The 18,530-nt window shown below is 46.2% G+C and carries 14 protein-coding genes and 1 tRNA gene; 6 read left to right on the top strand and 9 right to left on the bottom strand.

Annotated features, from left to right (window positions below; genetic code table 11):
* Positions 1 to 2 precede the first annotated feature (2 nt).
* Both R7Q46_RS12520 and brnQ read right to left on the bottom strand, forming a co-directional pair.
* A complete protein-coding gene (locus R7Q46_RS12520) occupies positions 3 to 1,208 on the bottom strand; it encodes a GGDEF domain-containing protein (protein WP_318077533.1) in 1,206 nt (401 codons plus the stop codon).
* A gap of 164 nt (positions 1,209 to 1,372) precedes the next feature.
* Positions 1,373 to 2,680 (bottom strand): branched-chain amino acid transport system II carrier protein, encoded by a 1,308-nt coding sequence (gene brnQ / locus R7Q46_RS12515; RefSeq protein ID WP_318077532.1) that lies wholly within the window; start codon positions 2,678 to 2,680, stop codon positions 1,373 to 1,375.
* Between the two features lie 836 nt (positions 2,681 to 3,516).
* On the opposite strand from brnQ, the gene R7Q46_RS12510 reads away from it, so the two are divergent.
* From R7Q46_RS12510 to lhgO, 3 genes are all read left to right on the top strand, one after another.
* The gene (locus R7Q46_RS12510; protein WP_005374185.1) at positions 3,517 to 4,527 is read left to right on the top strand and encodes a TAXI family TRAP transporter solute-binding subunit; all 1,011 of its coding nucleotides are present in this window, start codon (positions 3,517 to 3,519) and stop codon (positions 4,525 to 4,527) included.
* Positions 4,528 to 4,615: 88 nt separating this feature from the next.
* On the top strand, positions 4,616 to 6,739 hold the full coding sequence (locus R7Q46_RS12505; RefSeq protein ID WP_009705104.1) for a TRAP transporter permease: 2,124 nt from the start codon (positions 4,616 to 4,618) through the stop codon (positions 6,737 to 6,739).
* 8 nt (positions 6,740 to 6,747) lie between these two features.
* The gene (gene lhgO, locus R7Q46_RS12500; RefSeq protein ID WP_213871493.1) at positions 6,748 to 7,974 is read left to right on the top strand and encodes an L-2-hydroxyglutarate oxidase; all 1,227 of its coding nucleotides are present in this window, start codon (positions 6,748 to 6,750) and stop codon (positions 7,972 to 7,974) included.
* A gap of 47 nt (positions 7,975 to 8,021) precedes the next feature.
* Here the strand turns inward: lhgO and R7Q46_RS12495 are convergent, their stop codons facing one another.
* From R7Q46_RS12495 to R7Q46_RS12485, 3 genes are all read right to left on the bottom strand, one after another.
* A complete protein-coding gene (locus R7Q46_RS12495; RefSeq protein ID WP_054574501.1) occupies positions 8,022 to 8,426 on the bottom strand; it encodes a hypothetical protein in 405 nt (134 codons plus the stop codon).
* 174 nt (positions 8,427 to 8,600) lie between these two features.
* Positions 8,601 to 9,599 carry a cytochrome d ubiquinol oxidase subunit II gene (cydB, locus tag R7Q46_RS12490; RefSeq protein WP_054574502.1) on the bottom strand — a complete coding sequence of 333 codons (999 nt, stop codon included), beginning with the start codon at positions 9,597 to 9,599 and terminating at the stop codon, positions 8,601 to 8,603.
* A gap of 10 nt (positions 9,600 to 9,609) precedes the next feature.
* On the bottom strand, positions 9,610 to 10,998 hold the full coding sequence (locus R7Q46_RS12485; RefSeq protein ID WP_017635517.1) for a cytochrome ubiquinol oxidase subunit I: 1,389 nt from the start codon (positions 10,996 to 10,998) through the stop codon (positions 9,610 to 9,612).
* Positions 10,999 to 11,157: 159 nt separating this feature from the next.
* Between R7Q46_RS12485 and R7Q46_RS12480 the strand changes: the two genes are divergently transcribed.
* On the top strand, positions 11,158 to 12,402 hold the full coding sequence (locus R7Q46_RS12480) for an NADH:ubiquinone reductase (Na(+)-transporting) subunit B (RefSeq protein ID WP_213871491.1): 1,245 nt from the start codon (positions 11,158 to 11,160) through the stop codon (positions 12,400 to 12,402).
* A gap of 298 nt (positions 12,403 to 12,700) precedes the next feature.
* Entirely contained in the window at positions 12,701 to 14,101 is a 1,401-nt protein-coding gene (locus R7Q46_RS12475; protein ID WP_005384172.1) for a tryptophanase, read from the top strand.
* A gap of 78 nt (positions 14,102 to 14,179) precedes the next feature.
* Here the strand turns inward: R7Q46_RS12475 and R7Q46_RS12470 are convergent, their stop codons facing one another.
* Together R7Q46_RS12470 and R7Q46_RS12465 are read right to left on the bottom strand one after the other, a co-directional pair.
* On the bottom strand, positions 14,180 to 14,791 hold the full coding sequence (locus tag R7Q46_RS12470; RefSeq protein ID WP_005384170.1) for a DUF2913 family protein: 612 nt from the start codon (positions 14,789 to 14,791) through the stop codon (positions 14,180 to 14,182).
* 32 nt (positions 14,792 to 14,823) lie between these two features.
* Positions 14,824 to 14,907 (bottom strand) — tRNA-Leu (locus R7Q46_RS12465).
* 559 nt (positions 14,908 to 15,466) lie between these two features.
* On the opposite strand from R7Q46_RS12465, the gene R7Q46_RS12460 reads away from it, so the two are divergent.
* Complete coding sequence (locus R7Q46_RS12460; protein WP_017635515.1) at positions 15,467 to 16,675, top strand: NupC/NupG family nucleoside CNT transporter; 1,209 nt, start codon at positions 15,467 to 15,469, stop codon at positions 16,673 to 16,675.
* Between the two features lie 54 nt (positions 16,676 to 16,729).
* On the opposite strand, the gene R7Q46_RS12455 is transcribed toward R7Q46_RS12460, so the two are convergent.
* Positions 16,730 to 17,818: a DUF3541 domain-containing protein gene (locus R7Q46_RS12455; RefSeq protein ID WP_005384167.1), complete on the bottom strand. Its 1,089-nt coding sequence runs from the start codon at positions 17,816 to 17,818 to the stop codon at positions 16,730 to 16,732.
* Between the two features lie 69 nt (positions 17,819 to 17,887).
* Complete coding sequence (locus R7Q46_RS12450) at positions 17,888 to 18,493, bottom strand: alpha-ketoglutarate-dependent dioxygenase AlkB family protein (protein ID WP_005374161.1); 606 nt, start codon at positions 18,491 to 18,493, stop codon at positions 17,888 to 17,890.
* Positions 18,494 to 18,530: the final 37 nt, after the last annotated feature.

Raw genomic sequence — 18,530 nt, 5'->3', positions numbered from 1 at the left:
CTTTATGCGCTCTCTTTGAAGGAAGAAAACGTCAGCTCTTTGCCTTGCTCGGAGAGAACAGTCACGCGGTCGCGACCATTCTCTTTAGAGCGATACAACGCGTGGTCGGAGCGAGAAATTACATCGTGAAGTGTTTCGTCCGGTTTCATCTTAGCGACACCAAAACTCATGGTCACAGGTGTGTTGCTTGCGGCGCAGCATGGCTCTGTTCTTACCCAACTGCGAACTTTCTCAGCATACTCTGCCGCTTGTTGGGCTGTGTGTTTTGGAAGTACAACCATAAACTCATCGCCTCCAAAGCGAATGGCTTGGGCTTGTTGAGGAAGGTAACGGGTCATAATGTTTGCCACTCTCACAATCGTCTCATCCCCAGCTAAGTGTCCACATGCGTCGTTAATGTGTTTAAAGTTATCAATGTCCGTCATGATGATGCTTAAGCTTTCGTGTTTGTCGATTACTCGCTGTACCATCTTCGGTATAACCTTTTCCATGGCTCTGCGATTAAGTAATCCAGTCAGCGCATCCTGAATCGAAAGGTTTTCAATCGAAATTAATAAACGAGCGTTGATTAGCCAAAGCATGCAAAAGCTCATTGAGACGACAAGGCAGATGCTAAATAGGAAGGTGAGCTGATGGATCAGTCCTGCAGACATAAAGCTCGATAATTCTGAACCAAAATAAGACCAGATGACTCGCACGGCCATAAAAGCGCCATATCCAACTAGCGAAGCAGCCATGCCGATCATTGGCCATTTATCGTCTTGATTGTCGCCTTTCATCATCGCCCAACCACTTGCTAACGTTACTGCTGATAAGTAAACACTGATCACCAGAATACGGATACGGATAGAGGGCTCGTGGAAAGTGAAGTAGTAAGTGAGAGCGACAACAATGGGCAGCACAGCAGTGAAGCCGTAAGCGATCCTAAGTGTAAAAGCGCGGAAGATACAAACACCATAAAGTGTCAGCAGAAAGCCAATGAGCAACGTAGTATTAGAAGCGACAACGGTGAGCCAATCGGAAGCGCTGTCCCGAAAGCTCAGGAGTAAAGGCCCACCCCCAATGAATAACAATGAGATAGCAAAACAGGTTAACCCAGGAATTTTGCGCTGTTGGTATTGGGTAAAAAGCAGCCCAACTGAGTAGATACAAGAGAAAAGAATAATGATGAAGTTGAGAGTTCTTATATCTAAAGAAAAGTTGTCCATGTCGCCATCCTAGCCGCTCATCTTATATTTTATAAATCATACGCTTATTAAATATAAACACGACTTATACTAGAACAATTGATGCGAGATGTCTTGGATAGCTGATACTTTTGGTGATTAATGGAACAAGCCCACACTTGGTGGGCTTCGGTCTGAAATATGTCTTAATTTGTAGATTCTGCAACCGTCAATTGCGCTTTCGGTTTGGTTGCCACTACACCAACAATCACCATCGCAATAGTAGGAACAATCCAGCTTGCAAAGTAGTGGTATAGCGGCATGTTGCTGTCTAACCATTGGTTTGCGGCTTCTGGCATGTAACCTAGGATGTGCAGCGCATCAACACAACCAAACGTTAGAGCAGTGAATGCGGTCGCGACCACCATGATTTGCGACATCTTGTTGCGCACTGGTGCCATGATCATCAATGCAATCGCGACTGGATGAAGCGCCACAACCGCTGGCAATGTGATAGCCAATAGTTGCTCTAGACCTACGTTAGCGATCAAACCTGCCAATACCATGGTCGTGATAACGCAGCCTTTGTAGTTCACTTTGCTGAAAGTGTTGTCGTAAAACTCACTGCCTGCGGTGGTTACGCCGATAGCAGTAGTCAAACACGCTAATACCATCACGGCACCTAGTAATAGTGAACCAAATGCGCCGAAGTGGCTGAAGGTGAATGCCGTTAAGATGTCGCCGCCATTACTGAACTCAGAACCCAAGTATGAGCTTGTCGAACCAATGTAAGCCAATGAGATGTAAACAAATGCCATGGCAACGGCGTACATCAAAGCTGCAATTAGCGTGTATTTTGCGGTGGCTTTCGGACAATCCACACCCATGCTGCGAATCGCTCGGAAGATGATCCAACCAAAACCGATAGAACCTAGCGCGTCCATGGTCATGTAGCCTTGGGTTAAGCCTTCAGCAAATGCGCCAGATACGTATGGTCCTGTTGCGGTAGTTAGCTCACCTGCAGGAGAAATCAAAGCCGTCACAGACATGATGATCAAGATACCCATCAAGGCAGGCGTTAAGATCTTACCTAGGTTGTCTACCAACTTACCCGGATATAGGGCAAATAGAATGGTGATGGCACAGAAGGCAATAGTGAAAGGCACCAAAGCGGCATCACCAAACATTGGCGCAAAGCTAAATTGGTAAGCCACGGTAATTGCACGTGGGATCACGAACGCAGGGCCAATCACGATAAACACCATCACCCAAAAACTGGTCGCCAAAGGTTTAGGTAGGGCAGCGGTTAATTTGTCTGAACCGTTTACGATAGCCACCATCACCAGTGCCATCGCAGGCAGACCTACACCCGTCAAGAGGAAGCCAGACATCCCGCTCAGAAAGTTTTCACCTGCTTGGTAACCCAAAAATGGAGGGAAGATCAGGTTACCCGCGCCTAAGTACATGGCGAAAGTCATGAAGCCCAAAGCGGCGATATTGCGTGCGCTTAACATTGTTATTCCTCTTATGTTTCGCTTGGAAGAAACTGAAAGGAATGGGAGGAGTATGTGGTGTTCCCGTCAGCTTCTTCTCAAGCTGACAGAAAGTTTAGATATAGCCTGTCAGCTCTGAATCAGTTCCAGAGAGAGCAGGAGGATCGCAGCAGCAACGCCAGATGGGCGTTTTAAAGCGAATTGTGATTGCGCAGTTGCTGACATGAGTGATCCTGAGTGACAAAAAAGCACCAAGGAATACGTTTGCCTTGGTGTGTAGTTACCCTAACGAACATGAGGCTATTGGCACAACCCCGAAGTAGAAAATAAGTTGATACGGTCAATTTTTGTTTCTGAACTGGTGGATTGAACTGGTTTTTAAATTCAAAATTAGAATAAATGACTTTTCATTTCATTAACATGGCTTGTTTTGCTGTATTTTTGTGCTATTTGTAGTCGTTTAGGCTATAAGCCTCCGCTGGTAAAGTGAGCAGTTTAGAATGATGCGCTTTTTATTCTTATTGTTAAGACGCTCATTAGTTGTAGTCCAATCCAAAATCACGTCGGCAAAATATTGCTTATCAGCCAATCGTGCATTTATTTTGTCTTGATCACATTTTATTAACCTTTTGCGATCTAGGCGTGCAACCTTCTCCTCTTGAATAAGCAAGATCTTGCTCATCGCTTTGCTATCAAATCAGCATGATTTTGCTCACTTTTGATGTCTTTCTGTACTTATGTCAATAAATACAATGACTTAAAAGTTGGCATTTCAATTGCTCTAGGGAATTTGTTGTTAATAAAGATTTAACATGATGTAAATCCCCAATCGTGAAACGACTACACGGAGAGTAATAATGAAAATGAATAAGCTGGTAAAAGCTTTGGCTGTCGCTGTGACTTCTTTTGGTATTGCTGCTAACGCTGCGGCAGAAGATCGTAGTTACATTCTTGCAACGGCATCGACAGGTGGTACTTACTACCCTGTGGGCGTAGCGTTGGCGACGTTAAGCAAAGTGAAATTGGCACCAAAGCACCACTTCTCCCTTTCTGCAATCAGCTCTGCGGGCTCTGGTGAAAACGTCAAACTGCTGAACGAAAACGAAGCACAGTTCGCGATTCTACAAGGTCTTTATGGTGCGTGGGCTTGGTCTGGTGAAGGTCCTTATGAGAAGAGCGGTCGTCAAGAACAACTACGTTCAGTCTCTATGCTGTGGCAAAACGTTGAGCACTTTATTGTTCGCTCTGACTTAGCAAAAACTGGCACAGTGACTGACCTGAACAACCTAGATGGCAAGAAGTTCTCTATCGGTAAGAAGAACTCAGGTACTGAGAACTCTGGTCGCCAAATCATGAAAGGTCTGAAGGTCGACCCTGATAAATTCAACCTTGCGTACATGGGCTACGGCGGCAGTGCGAGCGCACTTCAAAACGGTACCATTGACGGCATGAACACGCCTGCAGGTGTACCTGTTGGTGCGGTTACTCAAGCTTTTGCTGCGTTGGGTAAAGACATTTCGATTCTTTCGTTTACTGACGAACAAATCAAAGAGGCGAACGGCAATTACAACCTATGGACGAAGTACGAGATCCCAGCGAACACGTACCCGGGTCTAGATAAGCCGATCACCACCATTGCACAGCCAAACTTCTTGGCAGTTCGTGAAGATATCTCGGAAGAAGACGTTTACCAGCTAACCAAAGCGATCTACGAGAACCTGCCTTTCCTACAAGGAATCCACAAAGCAACCAAAGCAATGGCGATTGAGAAAGCGATTGCTGGCTTGCCAGTGCCTCTTCACCCAGGTGCGGCGCGTTACTACAAAGAAATGGGCATCGAAATCCCATCAGACCTAATGGCGAAATAACGCTAACTTGGCCCCGAGTTTCGGCTCGGGGCATTTTATCCCTACCGATTTCTAAGATGGAAAAAGCCGCCAGAGCTTGGAGTATGAGATGAGCGACTCAATAGAAAAGGAATTGCAGAAGTTTGAGCTGCCCACGCGCACTGATTTTCCGTGGGTAACCACCACAATCACAGTGTTTGGCGTGGTGTTGTCTGCTTTGCACATTTGGTTTAATACCTTATCGACGTTACCAGAGTTATGGATTTCCGCGACCCACTTTGCTGGCTTTGCGGTGATTTGTGCGCTTTGGTATCCGGCTCATATCTCTCTCAAGCAGAGTAAGATTGCACTCGGTATCGATGTGTTAATTGCTATGGGCGCGGTCGCGTGTTTGCTTTACATTCCCTATGCCGAAGATGCGCTGTACGAACGCGGTGTTAAGTTCGTGACCAGCGACTGGGTCTTCGCCATTATGGCAATTTTGATTGTTATTGAATTGATTAGACGCACCATGGGCTGGTTTATTCCAGTGCTGATTGTGGTGTGTCTCAGTTACGTTGTGCTTTGGGGTAAGTGGGCGACAGGCATTTTCCACTTCCCGGGTTTGAGCATGGAAACCTTGCTCTACCGCAGCTTTTATTCTTCTGAGGGCATGTTTGGCTCTATCTCGCGCATCAGTTGGACTTTCGTATTCATGTTCATTCTGTTTGGTGCGTTTCTTGTTCGCTCTGGTGTTGGTGATTACATCATCAATGTGGCACGTGCTGCGGCCGGCAAAATCATCGGCGGTCCGGGTTTTATTGCGGTGATTGGCTCCGGTTTGATGGGCTCAGTATCGGGCTCAAGCGTGGCAAATACGGTTTCCACCGGTGTTATCAGTATTCCTTTAATGCAAAAAGCGGGTTTCCCTTCGCGCTTTGCGGCGGGGGTTGAAGCTGCGGCGTCGACAGGTGGTCAGTTGATGCCACCAGTAATGGGCGCGGGTGCTTTCATCATGGCGTCTTACACGCAAATTCCGTATGTTGATATCATCGCGGTGTCTTTTATTCCTGCTCTTATTTATTTCTTATCTGTTGCGTTCTTTGTGCGTATCGAAGCCAAACGCAGCGGCGTTCAAAAAATCACGACCAGCGATGAATCTCTATTAAAAGTGTTGATCAGCGGTTGGCACAACCTTATCCCGCTGGCGGTATTGGTTACTTTGTTGGTTCAAGGTTTTACACCGACTTACGCTGCGGGCTTGTCGATCATCTCAGTGGTGGTGGCGTCTTGGTTCTCGAAAGATCACAAGATGGGACCAAAAGCGATCATCGAAGCACTTTCGCAAGGCGCGAAAAACATGGCGACAACTGCCGTATTGCTGGTGGGGATTGGTCTGGTGATCAATGTGATCAGCACAACGGGTATCGGCAACACGTTCTCACTGATGATCGACGGTTGGGCGAATGGCGACTTGTTCATCATGATCGTTCTGATTGCGCTCGCTTCTCTTGTTTTAGGTATGGGTTTACCTGTGACAGCTGCGTATATTGTATTGGGTACACTGTCTGCCCCTGCGCTTTACAAGTTAATTGCCGAAAACCAATTGCTTGAATTGATGGTGTCAGGTCAATTGCCTGAACAAGCAAAAGCCATCTTCATGTTGGCGGCGCCAGAAAAGTTGGAACTGCTTAACGCACCAATGGCGTTGGAAACCGCGAAAGAAATGGTGGCGCTAGTACCTGCGGACTTTATGGAAACTCTACTGGAGCAAAGCCTAGGTATGGAAGCGGTAGGCTTGGCATTGCTGGCTGCTCACCTCATCATTTTCTGGTTATCGCAAGACAGTAACGTTACGCCTCCAGTGTGTTTGACCGCATTCGCTGCGGCAACTATCGCGAAAACACCCCCAATGCGCACTGGTTTGATGGCATGGAAAATCGCTAAAGGTTTGTATCTTGTACCGTTGTTGATTGCGTACACAGGCTTAGTAAGTTGGGATGTAACGTCGGTAATTACCGTGGGCTTCTTCGCCATCATCGGAACCTATGCATTGATTGGTGCGATTGAAGGTTACTTGGAAGGTCCTCTAAACATTCTGACGCGTCTCTTGTTGGTAGTGGTGGGTACATTGCTGGTTTGGCACGACATCCCAATGTTGGTTCGTGTGGCAAGCTGTGCGGTATTTGTCGCGGTGTTCATTTACAGTGGTCGCAAGTTCAAATTGCAACAATCTCAACTATCGGTTTTATAAGAGGTCGTATGAAATCAGTCTATGACTACATCATTGTTGGTGGCGGTATCGTTGGTGTGTCGACAGCATGGCAACTGCAGCAACGTCATCCAGACAAATCCATTTTATTGGTTGAGAAAGAGTCCGGTTTTGCCAAGCACCAAACCGGACACAATAGTGGCGTGATTCATGCCGGGGTGTACTACGCTCCGGGCAGTTTAAAAGCCGACTTTTGTAAGCGTGGGGTAGAGCGAACCATTTCGTTCTGTGCTGAGCACGATATTCCGGTGGAGAACTGTGGCAAGTTGTTGGTTGCGACTAATGAGCAAGAAGTCGAACGCATGAATGCCCTCTATGAGCGCTGTCATGTCAACGGCATCGACGTAAAGCTACTCGATGAAGTTCAACTCAAGCTGGCTGAGCCAAACATCACGGGCTTGGGCGCGATTTATGTCAAAACCACCAGTATTGTCGATTATCGTTTGGTCACTGAGCAGATGGCGGAAGAGTTCAAAAAGCTCGGCGGTCAAATCAGTCTGAGAACCAAAGTGGTGGCTGCCGAAGAGAAGGACGAAGAAGTCCAACTGACCTGCATTTCAGACGGGCAAACGATGCAGCTTAATACCAAGTTCTTGGTTACTTGCAGCGGCTTGATGGCGGATCGCATGACTCAGATGATGGGTATTCCAACTGACTTTCAGATCATCCCTTATCGTGGTGAATACTACCGCTTAGATAGCAAACACGACCAAGTGGTGAATCATCTTATTTATCCAATTCCCGACCCTGATTTGCCATTCTTAGGTGTCCACCTGACTCGCATGATTGATGGCAGTGTGACCGTTGGTCCAAATGCGGTGCAAGGCTGGAAGCGAGAAGGGTACGACAAGGTTAACTTCAGCTTGCAAGATACCATGCAAATGCTCAGTTTCTCCGGCTTTTGGAAGGTGACACAAAAGCATCTAAAAATCGGACTGGGTGAGTTTAAGAACTCGTGGTGGAAGCCGGGCTACCTCAAGTTGGTCAACAAATATTGCCCAAGCATCAAGGTAGAAGATCTCAAACCATATCCTGCGGGTATTCGTGCGCAAGCGGTGTTATCCGACGGAACCTTGGTTCATGACTTCTTGTTTGCCGAAAGCGCAAGAAGCCTACACGTTTGCAATGCCCCCTCTCCCGCAGCGACATCTGCAATGCCGATTGGGGAGTACATTTGCGATAAAGTAAATGAGAAGATAGAGGCGAAAACGGTATAAAACAAAGGCGACGTAACTGTCGCCTTTATTGTATTTGAATCTGGGAATTAGGAGTTGCCATCTTTAGGGCAGAGTTCGCCTTTCTTTGCGTGTCTTTCGATCATGTAATCGCCTCGGGCACTGTGCAGAACGATTGCATTCCAGACTTGGCCATCTTGCAACTCGAACTCAAACGCATAATGGGTGCCGCCGACCATTTTCGTTCTCACCTCATGAATTGCTTTCAATTTATCATCGGCATTCATTTGATAAAGCACCATGTTGAGTGAGCGTCTGGCGTCAGGAGTTGCCTCAGCAAGTTGCCAATGGCTCTGTTCGTTTGTTGCGGAGCAAATAGACCGCATTTTACTTTTCATGGCGGATGACATCTGCTTGTCTACGGCCAATGCATTTGGTGAAAACAGTGGAACCGTCAAAGGAATCAAAGTTACCAGAAACCGCTTTAAGGTCATAAAAACACTCCGTTGTTTTACTCTTGCTTGAGTATAGACCTCAATGGCTTCAGATGTGGTGCAGTAGACTCTGGGCCTACAATATCCCAGTTCGTATCAACGAACTGATGATAAACAAGGCGACCACGCTTGCCAGCCAAATGCCAATGAACCACAAAATGGGTTTTAGTTTCATCAGTGATATCCTTCTCCACGTTTCATCTTGCCGCGGAAAACCCAGTACGAATAAGCCGTGTAGGCTATGATCAGAGGAAGTAATACCACCGCACCGGCAAGTAAAAATGCCAAACTTTTGTCTGGCGCGGCGACGTCTTGATAAGTGAGTGCGAATGGGACCAAGTAAGGGAATGTACTGACACCGAAACCCATCGCGGACACAAGAAACAGGCCGATCGCAAGAACGTAGGCTCGGACGGCTTTGTGGTCGAGTAAGGCTTTGAATAACTGCCAAATAAGTGCCGCAGTAATAATTGGTAAAATGAAAAACAGTAGCGAGTTTGGTAATGAGAACCAACGTTCAAAGACGATATTTTGGCTCAATGGCAGCCACAAACTGGCGATGAATATACAGGCTACCATCGCTAGTCCCCATCGTCGCGCGACCACGTAATAGCGCCCCATCAGCTCTTCTGGAAGCTTGATTAATAACCAGCATGAACCGAGCAGAATATAAGCACAAACAAGCGCCAGGCCACAAAATACGCTAAATGGCGAAAGCCAATCAAACCATCCACCTGCGTATGCTCGTTCACTAACCTCTATACCTTGGAGCAGGGTTCCGAGCATAATGCCTTGCATCAATGCCGCGGTGAGTGAACCAATGAAAAAAGCGCTATCCCATAAAAACTTTCCGCGTTGTGTTCGGAAGCGATACTCAAAAGAAACCCCGCGCAGAATTAACCCGAGCAGCATTAAAATCAGGGGAGCATAGAGTGCTGGCATAATGACCGCGTAGGCGAGGGGGAACACGGCAAAAAGCCCACCTCCGCCAAGAACTAGCCAAGTTTCATTCCCATCCCAAACAGGAGCGATGCTGTTCATCATCATGTCGCGCTCTTCATCGTCATTAGCGCTGAGAAATAGGATACCAATACCGAGATCAAAGCCATCTAACACGACATAAATCAGAACAGCGAGCCCAATCAAAGCGTACCAAATTAATGCGTAATCCATGAGTAAGCTCCTAGGTTAGATGGTTAGAATGTGTGATGGCATCGGTTTTCGTGCCATCAGGAAGTCGGCTATCTAGACCTTCTTCATATCGAGTTGGAGACTTGCGCATCAAACGTAGGAGATAGAAGAAGCCAGCTCCAAAAACCACAAAGTAAACCACGATGAACGCCGTCAGGGAGACGCTCACCGCGGCGGCATCAATAGGCGATGCCGAATTGGCTGTGGTTAAAAGACCGTATACGGTGTAAGGCTGTCGACCGACTTCGGTAGTTATCCAGCCTGCTAAAACTGCAATGAACCCCGCTGGGGCAAACAGCACACAAATACGTTGAAGTGCCCTCGAATCAAAAAGTTTGCGACGTTTTCTTAGCCAAAGGCTCCACAAACCAATAACAAGCATGCCAAAACCAAGCGCGACCATTACTCGGAAAGACCAGAAAACGATAGAGACAGGAGGGTGCTCCTCCTCTGGAAAAGCATCTAATCCCTTCACTTCACCGTTGAGGTCATGAGTTAAAATCAAACTACCGAGTTTGGGGATTTCCAGTGCGTATTCCATGCGTTTTTCTTCATCGTTAGGGATACCGAAGAGGATCAATGGCGCGCCTTGGTGAGACTCATAGTGCCCTTCCATCGCGGCGACTTTGGCGGGTTGATGTTCAAGGGTGTTTAATCCATGCATGTCTCCAGCAACGATTTGAATTGGTGTCACGATGGCAGCCATCCACATTGCCATCGAGAACATAATTCTGGCTAGAGGGTTATGGTTTGCTTTTAGCAAGTGATAAGCGGCAACGCCGGCTACAACAAAGGCAGTAGTAAGGTAAGCGGCGAGCAACATATGAACGAGCCGGTAAGGGAAGGAAGGGTTGAAGACAATCGCCCACCAGTCTTCTGGGATAAACTGTCCGGCTTCGTTGATACTATAGCCCGCTGGTGTTTGCATCCAACTATTAACCGAAAGTATCCAAAACGCAGACAAAAACGTCCCGAATGCAACAATACAAGTCGCGGCGAAGTGAAGCTTCTTACCTACCTTATCCATACCGAAAAGCATCACGCCTAAAAACCCAGCTTCGAGGAAAAACGCAGTAAAAACTTCATAACCCATTAGCGGGCCTAGGATTGGGCCTGTTTTGTCGGCAAACACGCTCCAGTTAGTACCGAATTGATAGCTCAACACGATGCCACTCACCACACCCATACCAAAACTGATGGCAAAGATTTTGAGCCAGTACTTATAGATTTGCATGTACTGTTTGTTGCCCGTTTTTAAGTACAAGCCCTCTAATACAGCGAGATAACTTGCCAAACCAATCGTAAAAGCTGGAAAAATAATGTGGAAAGAGACAGTAAAGGCAAATTGGAATCTAGCTAGGTCAATGGCGAGTGTGTCCATGAGCGGTCCCTTTTTCGTTGGATAAACTGTTCGCCGGATTTAAAGAGGAGACAGAAGAGTGGCGAACAAGGTGAAGTACGAAGAAGGAAGACGAAGAGATTAAAAAACGATCGCTTTTTACACATGTGCGTACCATCTTTTAGATAAAGGAGGAGCGTTATGAGCCTTAAACATTACTTTGAGAAAGCGACACCTAAGTTTGGTCCAGGTGGGAAGTATCACAAGTTCTACCCACTTTTCGAAGCTGTCGAAACCATTTTTTACACGCCTGGTAAGGTAAACCAGGGCATGACTCACGTTCGAGATAGCATCGATTTAAAACGTATTATGATCATGGTGTGGTTGGCGGTCTTCCCTGCCATGTTCTGGGGTATGTACAACGTAGGCCAGCAAGCGAGTGATGCCTTGTTGTATGGAATGGATCAAGCCTCAGCTCAGCAAGCGCTTGTTTCTTCATGGCAACTGAGTTGGGTATGGGGCTCGTTAGATGCGGTTTCACAAGCGGGGTGGGGAAGTAAAATGTGGCTTGGTGCTACTTACTTTCTCCCGGTTTATGCGACGGTGTTTATCGTTGGTGGTTTCTGGGAAGTTCTGTTTGCTATTGTGCGAAAGCATGAGGTAAATGAAGGTTTTTTTGTCAGCTCTATACTCTTTGCGCTGATTCTTCCTCCGACAATTCCACTATGGCAAGCGGCTTTAGGTATCACTTTCGGTATTGTTGTGGCGAAGGAGATTTTCGGTGGTACTGGACGAAACTTCCTAAATCCAGCTTTAGCAGGGCGAGCGTTCTTATACTTTGCCTATCCTGCCAACATGTCCGGTGGTGCTGTGTGGGTCGCGGCTGATGGTTACTCTGGCGCTACTCCACTTAGTCAATGGTATGAAGGCGGGCAAAGTGCTTTGATAAATAATATGACAGGACAAACAATTTCATGGGGAGATGCTTTTGTTGGTAATTTACCAGGCTCGATGGGTGAAGTCTCCACGTTGTTGATCGCACTAACAGGCTTGGTTCTCATCTTTATGAAGATTGCATCGTGGAGAATTGTTGCGGGCGTGTTGGTCGGTTTAATCGGAGCTTCACTACTATTGAATGCGATCGGTTCAGACTCTAACCCCATGTTCTCCATGCCGTTCTACTGGCACTTCGTGATTGGTGGGGTTGCGTTTGGTACCTTCTTTATGGCGACAGACCCTGTCTCGGCAGCTTTTACCAATAACGGGAAATGGGCATACGGACTATTAATCGGCGTGATGACGATTTTTATCCGAGTGCTGAACCCGGCTTATCCAGAAGGCATCATGTTAGCGATTCTATTTGCTAACTTATTCGCGCCACTTTTCGATTACTTAGTCAAAGAAAGTATTATCAAACGCAGAATGAAAAGGGCGAGACCTTCTTAAAATGAGGGTGACCTCACTGAAAATTGATTGAAAACTGCACTATATTGAAAAGGTCAGAGACATGGGGTTTCTGACTTTTTATTTTTATCAGGAGGACGAAGACGATGAGAATAAAGGATATTCTCGATAGCCGTTTGGTGCTGTCGTTCTGGTATAACCTAGACTACTGCTTGTCTCTTCTTAGTAAAATCTCTTCTCGTTGATTTCCTCAATGCAATCGCATTGAAAAGCATTCTATCTATTTGTTTTTTAGTCTTACGTGAAACTGCGTAGGGCAATGCGTATAAGGAAATTAACAATGAAACGTATTCCAGAACCTTTCCGTATCAAAATGGTTGAGCCAATCAAAATGACGACTTTGGCAGACCGTGAAGTCGCGTTAAAAGAAGCGGGCTATAATCCATTTCTTCTTCGTAGTGATGATGTTTATATCGATTTGCTGACTGACTCAGGAACTGGTGCCATGAGTGATAATCAGTGGGCTGGCATCATGATGGGGGATGAATCCTATGCGGGGAGTCGAAATTACTACAACCTGTGTGATGCAGTGGAGCACTTCTTCGGTTATAAGCTCACCGTGCCTGCACACCAAGGGCGTGGTGCCGAGCAAATTTTGTTCCCCGCTTTGATTGAGCGTATGCGTCAGGTGCGTGGTGGCGAAACGCCAGTATTTATCTCGAACTACCATTTTGATACCACAGCGGGTCACATTGAACTCAATGGCGGTAAAGCGATTAACGTGGTAACGGAAGAAGCATTCGACACCACTACGCCTTATGATTGGAAGGGCAATTTTGATATCGATAAGCTGGTGGCAACAATTGAAGCGCACGGTTCGCATAACATCTGTGCAATTATCACCACGATTACTTGTAATAGCTCCGGTGGTCAGCCTGTGTCGATGGAAAACATGCGCAGTGTGTACGAGATTGCAACCAAGTACGATATTCCAGTGGTGATTGACTCGGCTCGTTACTGTGAGAACGCTTACTTTATCAAGCAGCGTGAAGCGGGTTACGAGAATAAATCGATTCTGGAAATCATCCGTGAGATGTACCAGTACGGTGATATGCTCACCATGTCAGCTAAGAAAGACCCGATGGTAAACATTGGTGGCATGTGTTGTATTCGTGATCATAAGGAGTTGTTCCAGGCGGTGCAGACGCGCTGCGTACCCATGGAAGGATTTGTGACATACGGCGGCATGGCTGGGCGTGATATGGAAGCGCTCGCTCGCGGTTTGTATGAAGCCGCGGATGAGGATTTTCTTCACTATAGAATTAGCCAAGTTCAATACTTAGGTGAGCGCTTACGTGAAGGCGGTATTCCGATTCAATACCCAACGGGTGGTCATGCGGTGTTTGTGGATGCCGCTAAGATTTTGCCACATATTCCAGCGGATCAGTTTCCTGCGCAGGTATTGTGTAATGCTTTGTACTTGGAAGCGGGTATTCGAGCAGTAGAGATAGGATCGTTGCTGCTTGGTCGAGATCCGGAAACGGGTAAACAAAAAGCGTCAGAGCTTGAGTTGATGCGTTTGACCATTCCACGTCGTGTCTACACAAACGATCATATGGATTACATTGCGGATGCGATTATCGAACTGAAAAATCGTGCACATGAGTTAAAAGGGCTCACTTTCGAGTACGAGCCACCAGTGCTGCGCCACTTTACTGCTCGATTTAAAGAGATCGATTAACTCAAGTTTAAATCTAGATAAGCAAAAGGCCGCGAGTTTCACGGCCTTTTTCGATTCGTTTATTTCTTAGCGTTACAGTTACGCTAACTCTAATGTGATGCGAACGAACTGGTCGTCTTGATACTGCACTTCATAATTGAAGGTACCACTGGCGTAAATGCTGCCAAGGAAAAGTGAGCGTTGACTCATTGGTCCGCGGAACAGCATCGAAATAGGAGCGATTAGGGCGTTATTATCATCGAAGTGCTGATTTAAGTTCTCAGAAAGCACACACAGCAAACAGCCGTGTTGGTCGTGAGATAAGTCGACGTCTTCCGGTCGCGATAATAACACGGTAGTCCCCAGTTTCTTCTCAATCTCGTTGATCAGCAGCAAGTAGCTATCTAGATCGGGTTGAGGATTTCTGGGTTTGTCTGCACCGACGCAGCGCTCGAGTAATTCTTCCAGATTTCCGTTCTCACCTTTTGCCTGCTGAGTCAAAGATTTTAACGGCTTTTTAATCAGCTTATAGCGATTACTCTTCAGTTTTGGTTTCAGCCATTTCTGAAGTAAGTCATTACGTTCTTTAAGGGAGAGGCCATGCGAGGACGCGTGAATTTTAAAGTGCAGGTGTAATAAAGCGTGAACCGCAAGCTCACTCAGAAGTTGGTTAGCATCTGTAGACTGTCTTGCCTGCTTAGAACTTTGCATTACACTCGAACAAAATTAGGGAAGAAGGATAATGGTGCCGAGAGAGGGACTCGAACCCTCACACCAAAGGCACTAGCACCTCATGCTAGCGTGTCTACCAATTTCACCATCTCGGCATCATGATGCTCTGAATACTCAGAGGCCTCGAAAGAAGCAACGCGAATTATAACCAAAATCCACCTGTTGGCGAGAGCAAAATGACGAATTTTGGCTCTTTCGAGTTTGATTGCATATTTATTGGTCACTTTTATGTTTTTTACCATCAACGCCTATCCTTATGCCCTTACTTTTATTAATGGTATGACGACAAAAGAGTACTTTTGCCTAAATTTTGAACGCTTGAACGTTTGCGTAAATAAATGTGATGAATATCTCTTTTTGTTGGCTATACTTGCGTCCCGTTTAAGCGGGAATTAGGGTTTAGTTGTTCAGGACCCTTACCCATACAAGCCGTCACATGGAGCAGGCCAAGCAACATGCTCGCCAGCAGTGAATGACCCCACGGACCGGACCAGCTACGTTCAATTGCTTGTATAAGGTAAAAATAAGATGTCGAACTATTCGTTCTGTCTACATTCTGGATCTAAAAGTGAGTTATCACTCGCTGCGTTGTCCCTTTCTTCTGCCAATTCCTTTGGCTCTTTTTTCTTTTTCAACGTTTAGTAGGTCCAGCTCATGAGTGTTCTATTTAGTCTATTTGGTATTGTTGCACTGCTAGGTTGTGCTTTCCTACTTTCTGAGGGTCGTTCTTCCATTAATTGGAAAACTGTATCTCGCGCCTTGATGCTACAAATGGGGTTTGCTGCTTTGGTGCTCTATTTCCCGTTGGGTCAAGCGGCGCTGGCGAGTTTAAGTAATGGTGTCGCGGGGCTACTCAGCTTTGCTGATGAAGGGATTAAATTCCTCTTTGGTGACCTCGCTTCTTCTGGCTTTATCTTCGCTATTCGTGTCCTTCCTATCATCATCTTCTTCAGTGCTCTTATCTCCGCCCTTTACTATTTGGGCATTATGCAAAAAGTGATTCAATTTATTGGCGGCGCTATCCAGAAGTTCTTGGGTACGAGTAAAGCAGAGTCTTTGGTTGCAACAGGGAATATTTTCTTATCTCAAGGCGAGTCACCACTTCTTATTCGTCCATTTCTTTCTAACATGACTCGCTCTGAACTGTTTGCTGTGATGGCTGGTGGTATGGCTTCAGTGGCGGGCAGTGTGCTTGGTGGTTATGCTGGTTTGGGGGTCGACCTCAAATACTTGATCGCGGCAAGCTTTATGGCAGCACCAGGTAGTTTGATGATGGCAAAAATCATCGTTCCTGAGCGTCAAACGCCAAGCGATTACAACAATATTGAGCTAGATAAATCAGAAGAAAGCAACGTAATTGATGCGCTAGCAAGCGGTGCCATGGGCGGTATGAAAGTTGCCGTTGCTGTTGGTACCATGCTTATCGCTTTCGTGAGTGTTATCGCGATGGTGAACACGGGGCTAGAAAACTTGGGTGAGATACTTGGTTTCTCTGGCGTAACGCTACAAGCGATTTTTGGTTATTTGTTTGCACCTCTCGCATGGTTGATTGGTGTGCCAAGCCACGAAATTCTAGCTGCGGGTTCATACATTGGTCAGAAAGTGGTGATGAATGAGTTTGTTGCGTTTATCGATTTTGTGCAGCACAAAGCGACACTGTCTGAGCATACTCAAATTATTATCACTTTTGCGTTGTGTGGTTTTGCGAACATTGGCTCAATTGCGATTCAGTTGGGTTCTATCGGCGTGATGGCACCTGAGCGCCGCAAAGATGTTGCAAGTCTAGGCCTAAAAGCGGTTGCTGCTGGTACACTCGCTAACCTGATGAGTGCGTGCTTAGCGGGCATTTTTATCTCGCTCTAATTTAGATTGAAGATACACACTAAAAACCCGCCTAAATGGCGGGTTTTGTTATTTCTAAGGCTTGGGCATTAAGCCGTAAGGTATCGATTTAAAAGCCTCTGGGTGCTCTTGATAAGTTGGCGCTTTATGTACCCCTTTCCAATCGAGCAGCATGATGGCTAGTACGTTACGGTGTTCGCCGTACTTGAGATCAAAGTTACCGTCGACCGACGGAATCATCCCTTTTTCTGCGTTGATTGCGTGACGAATGGCTTGGCGGGTTTTCTTTACGACCGGATCATGGTCCAAGCCTGCTAACAAAAACGAAATGCCGACTTCCGCAATCACGTCTTCTTTGGCGCGCAGTAGGATAGTGTCGATGTTGTTGCGAAAGTAATCATAAATCCATTGGTGTTTCTTCTCGCTTACTCGCTCCTGATAATACTGTGAATCGGCAAAGATGATGTGCGTCATACCATAGAGTTTGTTCCAATACTGCTGAGCTGAAAGCATCTTATCTTTATCGTCGGGGTAGGTGTCACGGAAGGTTTGAGTGAATTCCTCGACCACATCTTGCTCTCCTAACTGACGAAGCCAGTAGACTTGGTTTGCAAGCTGAGCTGCCCATGCTTCTATCATCTCTTTGTCAGTAACGTAACGCGAGAAATCGTAGCGCCTAATAATTTTTCTCAGCGTTTTGTCTTGTTTATGCTTTAGGCCGTATTCGTTTGCTCTTGCCATTGCGCCAAGCAAATCCACACCAAGATAAAGGTACTCAGGATGGTGTTTAGTCACGGTATAGCGTCGCTGCCCTCGTTCGGTTTCTTTCTCTTGATACGTGGTCAGCCTTTGAGATGAATAGAGAATGATGTCTTCTGGTTCAACAACTTCATTAGCAAATTGGTTTAACCGGCTGGCTACTTGTGCCATGTCGGTCCAAATGGCAGCGTGATATTTCTCATCTAATGTTTGGCGGTACATGCGTAAGCCAAAATGGCCCTCTTTAAACGCCGGGAAAGTGAACAGTTCCTGTTCGTAGGTACTACGAATCAACTGCGCTGATTGAGTATTATCGAGAAGCGGTACCTCTTCCTGTGATGCCTGAGCTGCAAAGGTAAGTGAGCAAGAGAGTAAGACCGCTAAGCTAAGAGGTTTAATACGCATAAATCCATTCCCTATGAAGTCCTGAACCTAAACCTACCATCAATATTAATTGAGAATGTAAAAGCTGAGTCAATAGTTAAAAATTTGCCTAAAAGTCAGGTTGATACGTTCATCTTTGGTTTTCGCGGTTTTTGGTACGCAGTGCTTCCAGTGATGCTGTAGCTCGCCAGCCATAATCAGTAAGGAGCCGTGAGAAAGCTCGTATTCAATCTCAGTTTTACAATGTAAATTTCTAAGCAAAAATCGACGTGTTTCACCTAAGTTCAAAGATGCGATAACAGGGTTTCTACCTAACTCTGGTTCATTATCTTGGTGCCAGCCCATTGAGTCTTGGCCGTGTCGATATAAGTTAGCGAGAACAGAATTAAAAGTGACATCAGCAACTGATTCACAACGCACTTTGAGCTGAGTTAACTCAGGAGTCCAAGGGTGAGGCTGCATGGTTAAGCCTGAGTAAGTATATGCTGCATCACCGTGCCACGCTTGTAAGCGAGGTTGAAGTACTGACTTGCCGAACATAGTAATGTGTTCTTGGTGCCATGGCAGTGTTTTTCGAAGTTGGTCAAAGTAATTATCCGCCTCAAGATGGCTAAGAAAATGAGGATCATAATAAAGTTTTCCTCTTTCTACTTCTTGCCATAGATCGCCGCCAAATAAATCGCCTTGTTGATGCATCATCTCACACCTAAAACATAAAAGTTGTCAATCACTG

This window comes from Vibrio sp. 811 (genome assembly GCF_033339195.1).
This window is presented reverse-complemented; position numbering and strand designations above follow the sequence as displayed.

Coding starts and splice junctions, on each gene's coding strand:
- R7Q46_RS12505 (WP_009705104.1), top strand. CDS start 4,616: ATGAGCGACTCAATAGAAAAGGAATTGCAGAAGTTTGAGCTGCCCACG.
- brnQ (WP_318077532.1), bottom strand. CDS start 2,680: ATGTTAAGCGCACGCAATATCGCCGCTTTGGGCTTCATGACTTTCGCC.
- R7Q46_RS12485 (WP_017635517.1), bottom strand. CDS start 10,998: ATGGACACACTCGCCATTGACCTAGCTAGATTCCAATTTGCCTTTACT.
- R7Q46_RS12480 (WP_213871491.1), top strand. CDS start 11,158: ATGAGCCTTAAACATTACTTTGAGAAAGCGACACCTAAGTTTGGTCCA.
- R7Q46_RS12475 (WP_005384172.1), top strand. CDS start 12,701: ATGAAACGTATTCCAGAACCTTTCCGTATCAAAATGGTTGAGCCAATC.
- R7Q46_RS12520 (WP_318077533.1), bottom strand. CDS start 1,208: ATGGACAACTTTTCTTTAGATATAAGAACTCTCAACTTCATCATTATT.
- lhgO (WP_213871493.1), top strand. CDS start 6,748: ATGAAATCAGTCTATGACTACATCATTGTTGGTGGCGGTATCGTTGGT.
- R7Q46_RS12470 (WP_005384170.1), bottom strand. CDS start 14,791: ATGCAAAGTTCTAAGCAGGCAAGACAGTCTACAGATGCTAACCAACTT.
- R7Q46_RS12450 (WP_005374161.1), bottom strand. CDS start 18,493: ATGCATCAACAAGGCGATTTATTTGGCGGCGATCTATGGCAAGAAGTA.
- R7Q46_RS12460 (WP_017635515.1), top strand. CDS start 15,467: ATGAGTGTTCTATTTAGTCTATTTGGTATTGTTGCACTGCTAGGTTGT.
- R7Q46_RS12510 (WP_005374185.1), top strand. CDS start 3,517: ATGAAAATGAATAAGCTGGTAAAAGCTTTGGCTGTCGCTGTGACTTCT.
- cydB (WP_054574502.1), bottom strand. CDS start 9,599: ATGGATTACGCATTAATTTGGTACGCTTTGATTGGGCTCGCTGTTCTG.
- R7Q46_RS12455 (WP_005384167.1), bottom strand. CDS start 17,818: ATGCGTATTAAACCTCTTAGCTTAGCGGTCTTACTCTCTTGCTCACTT.
- R7Q46_RS12495 (WP_054574501.1), bottom strand. CDS start 8,426: ATGACCTTAAAGCGGTTTCTGGTAACTTTGATTCCTTTGACGGTTCCA.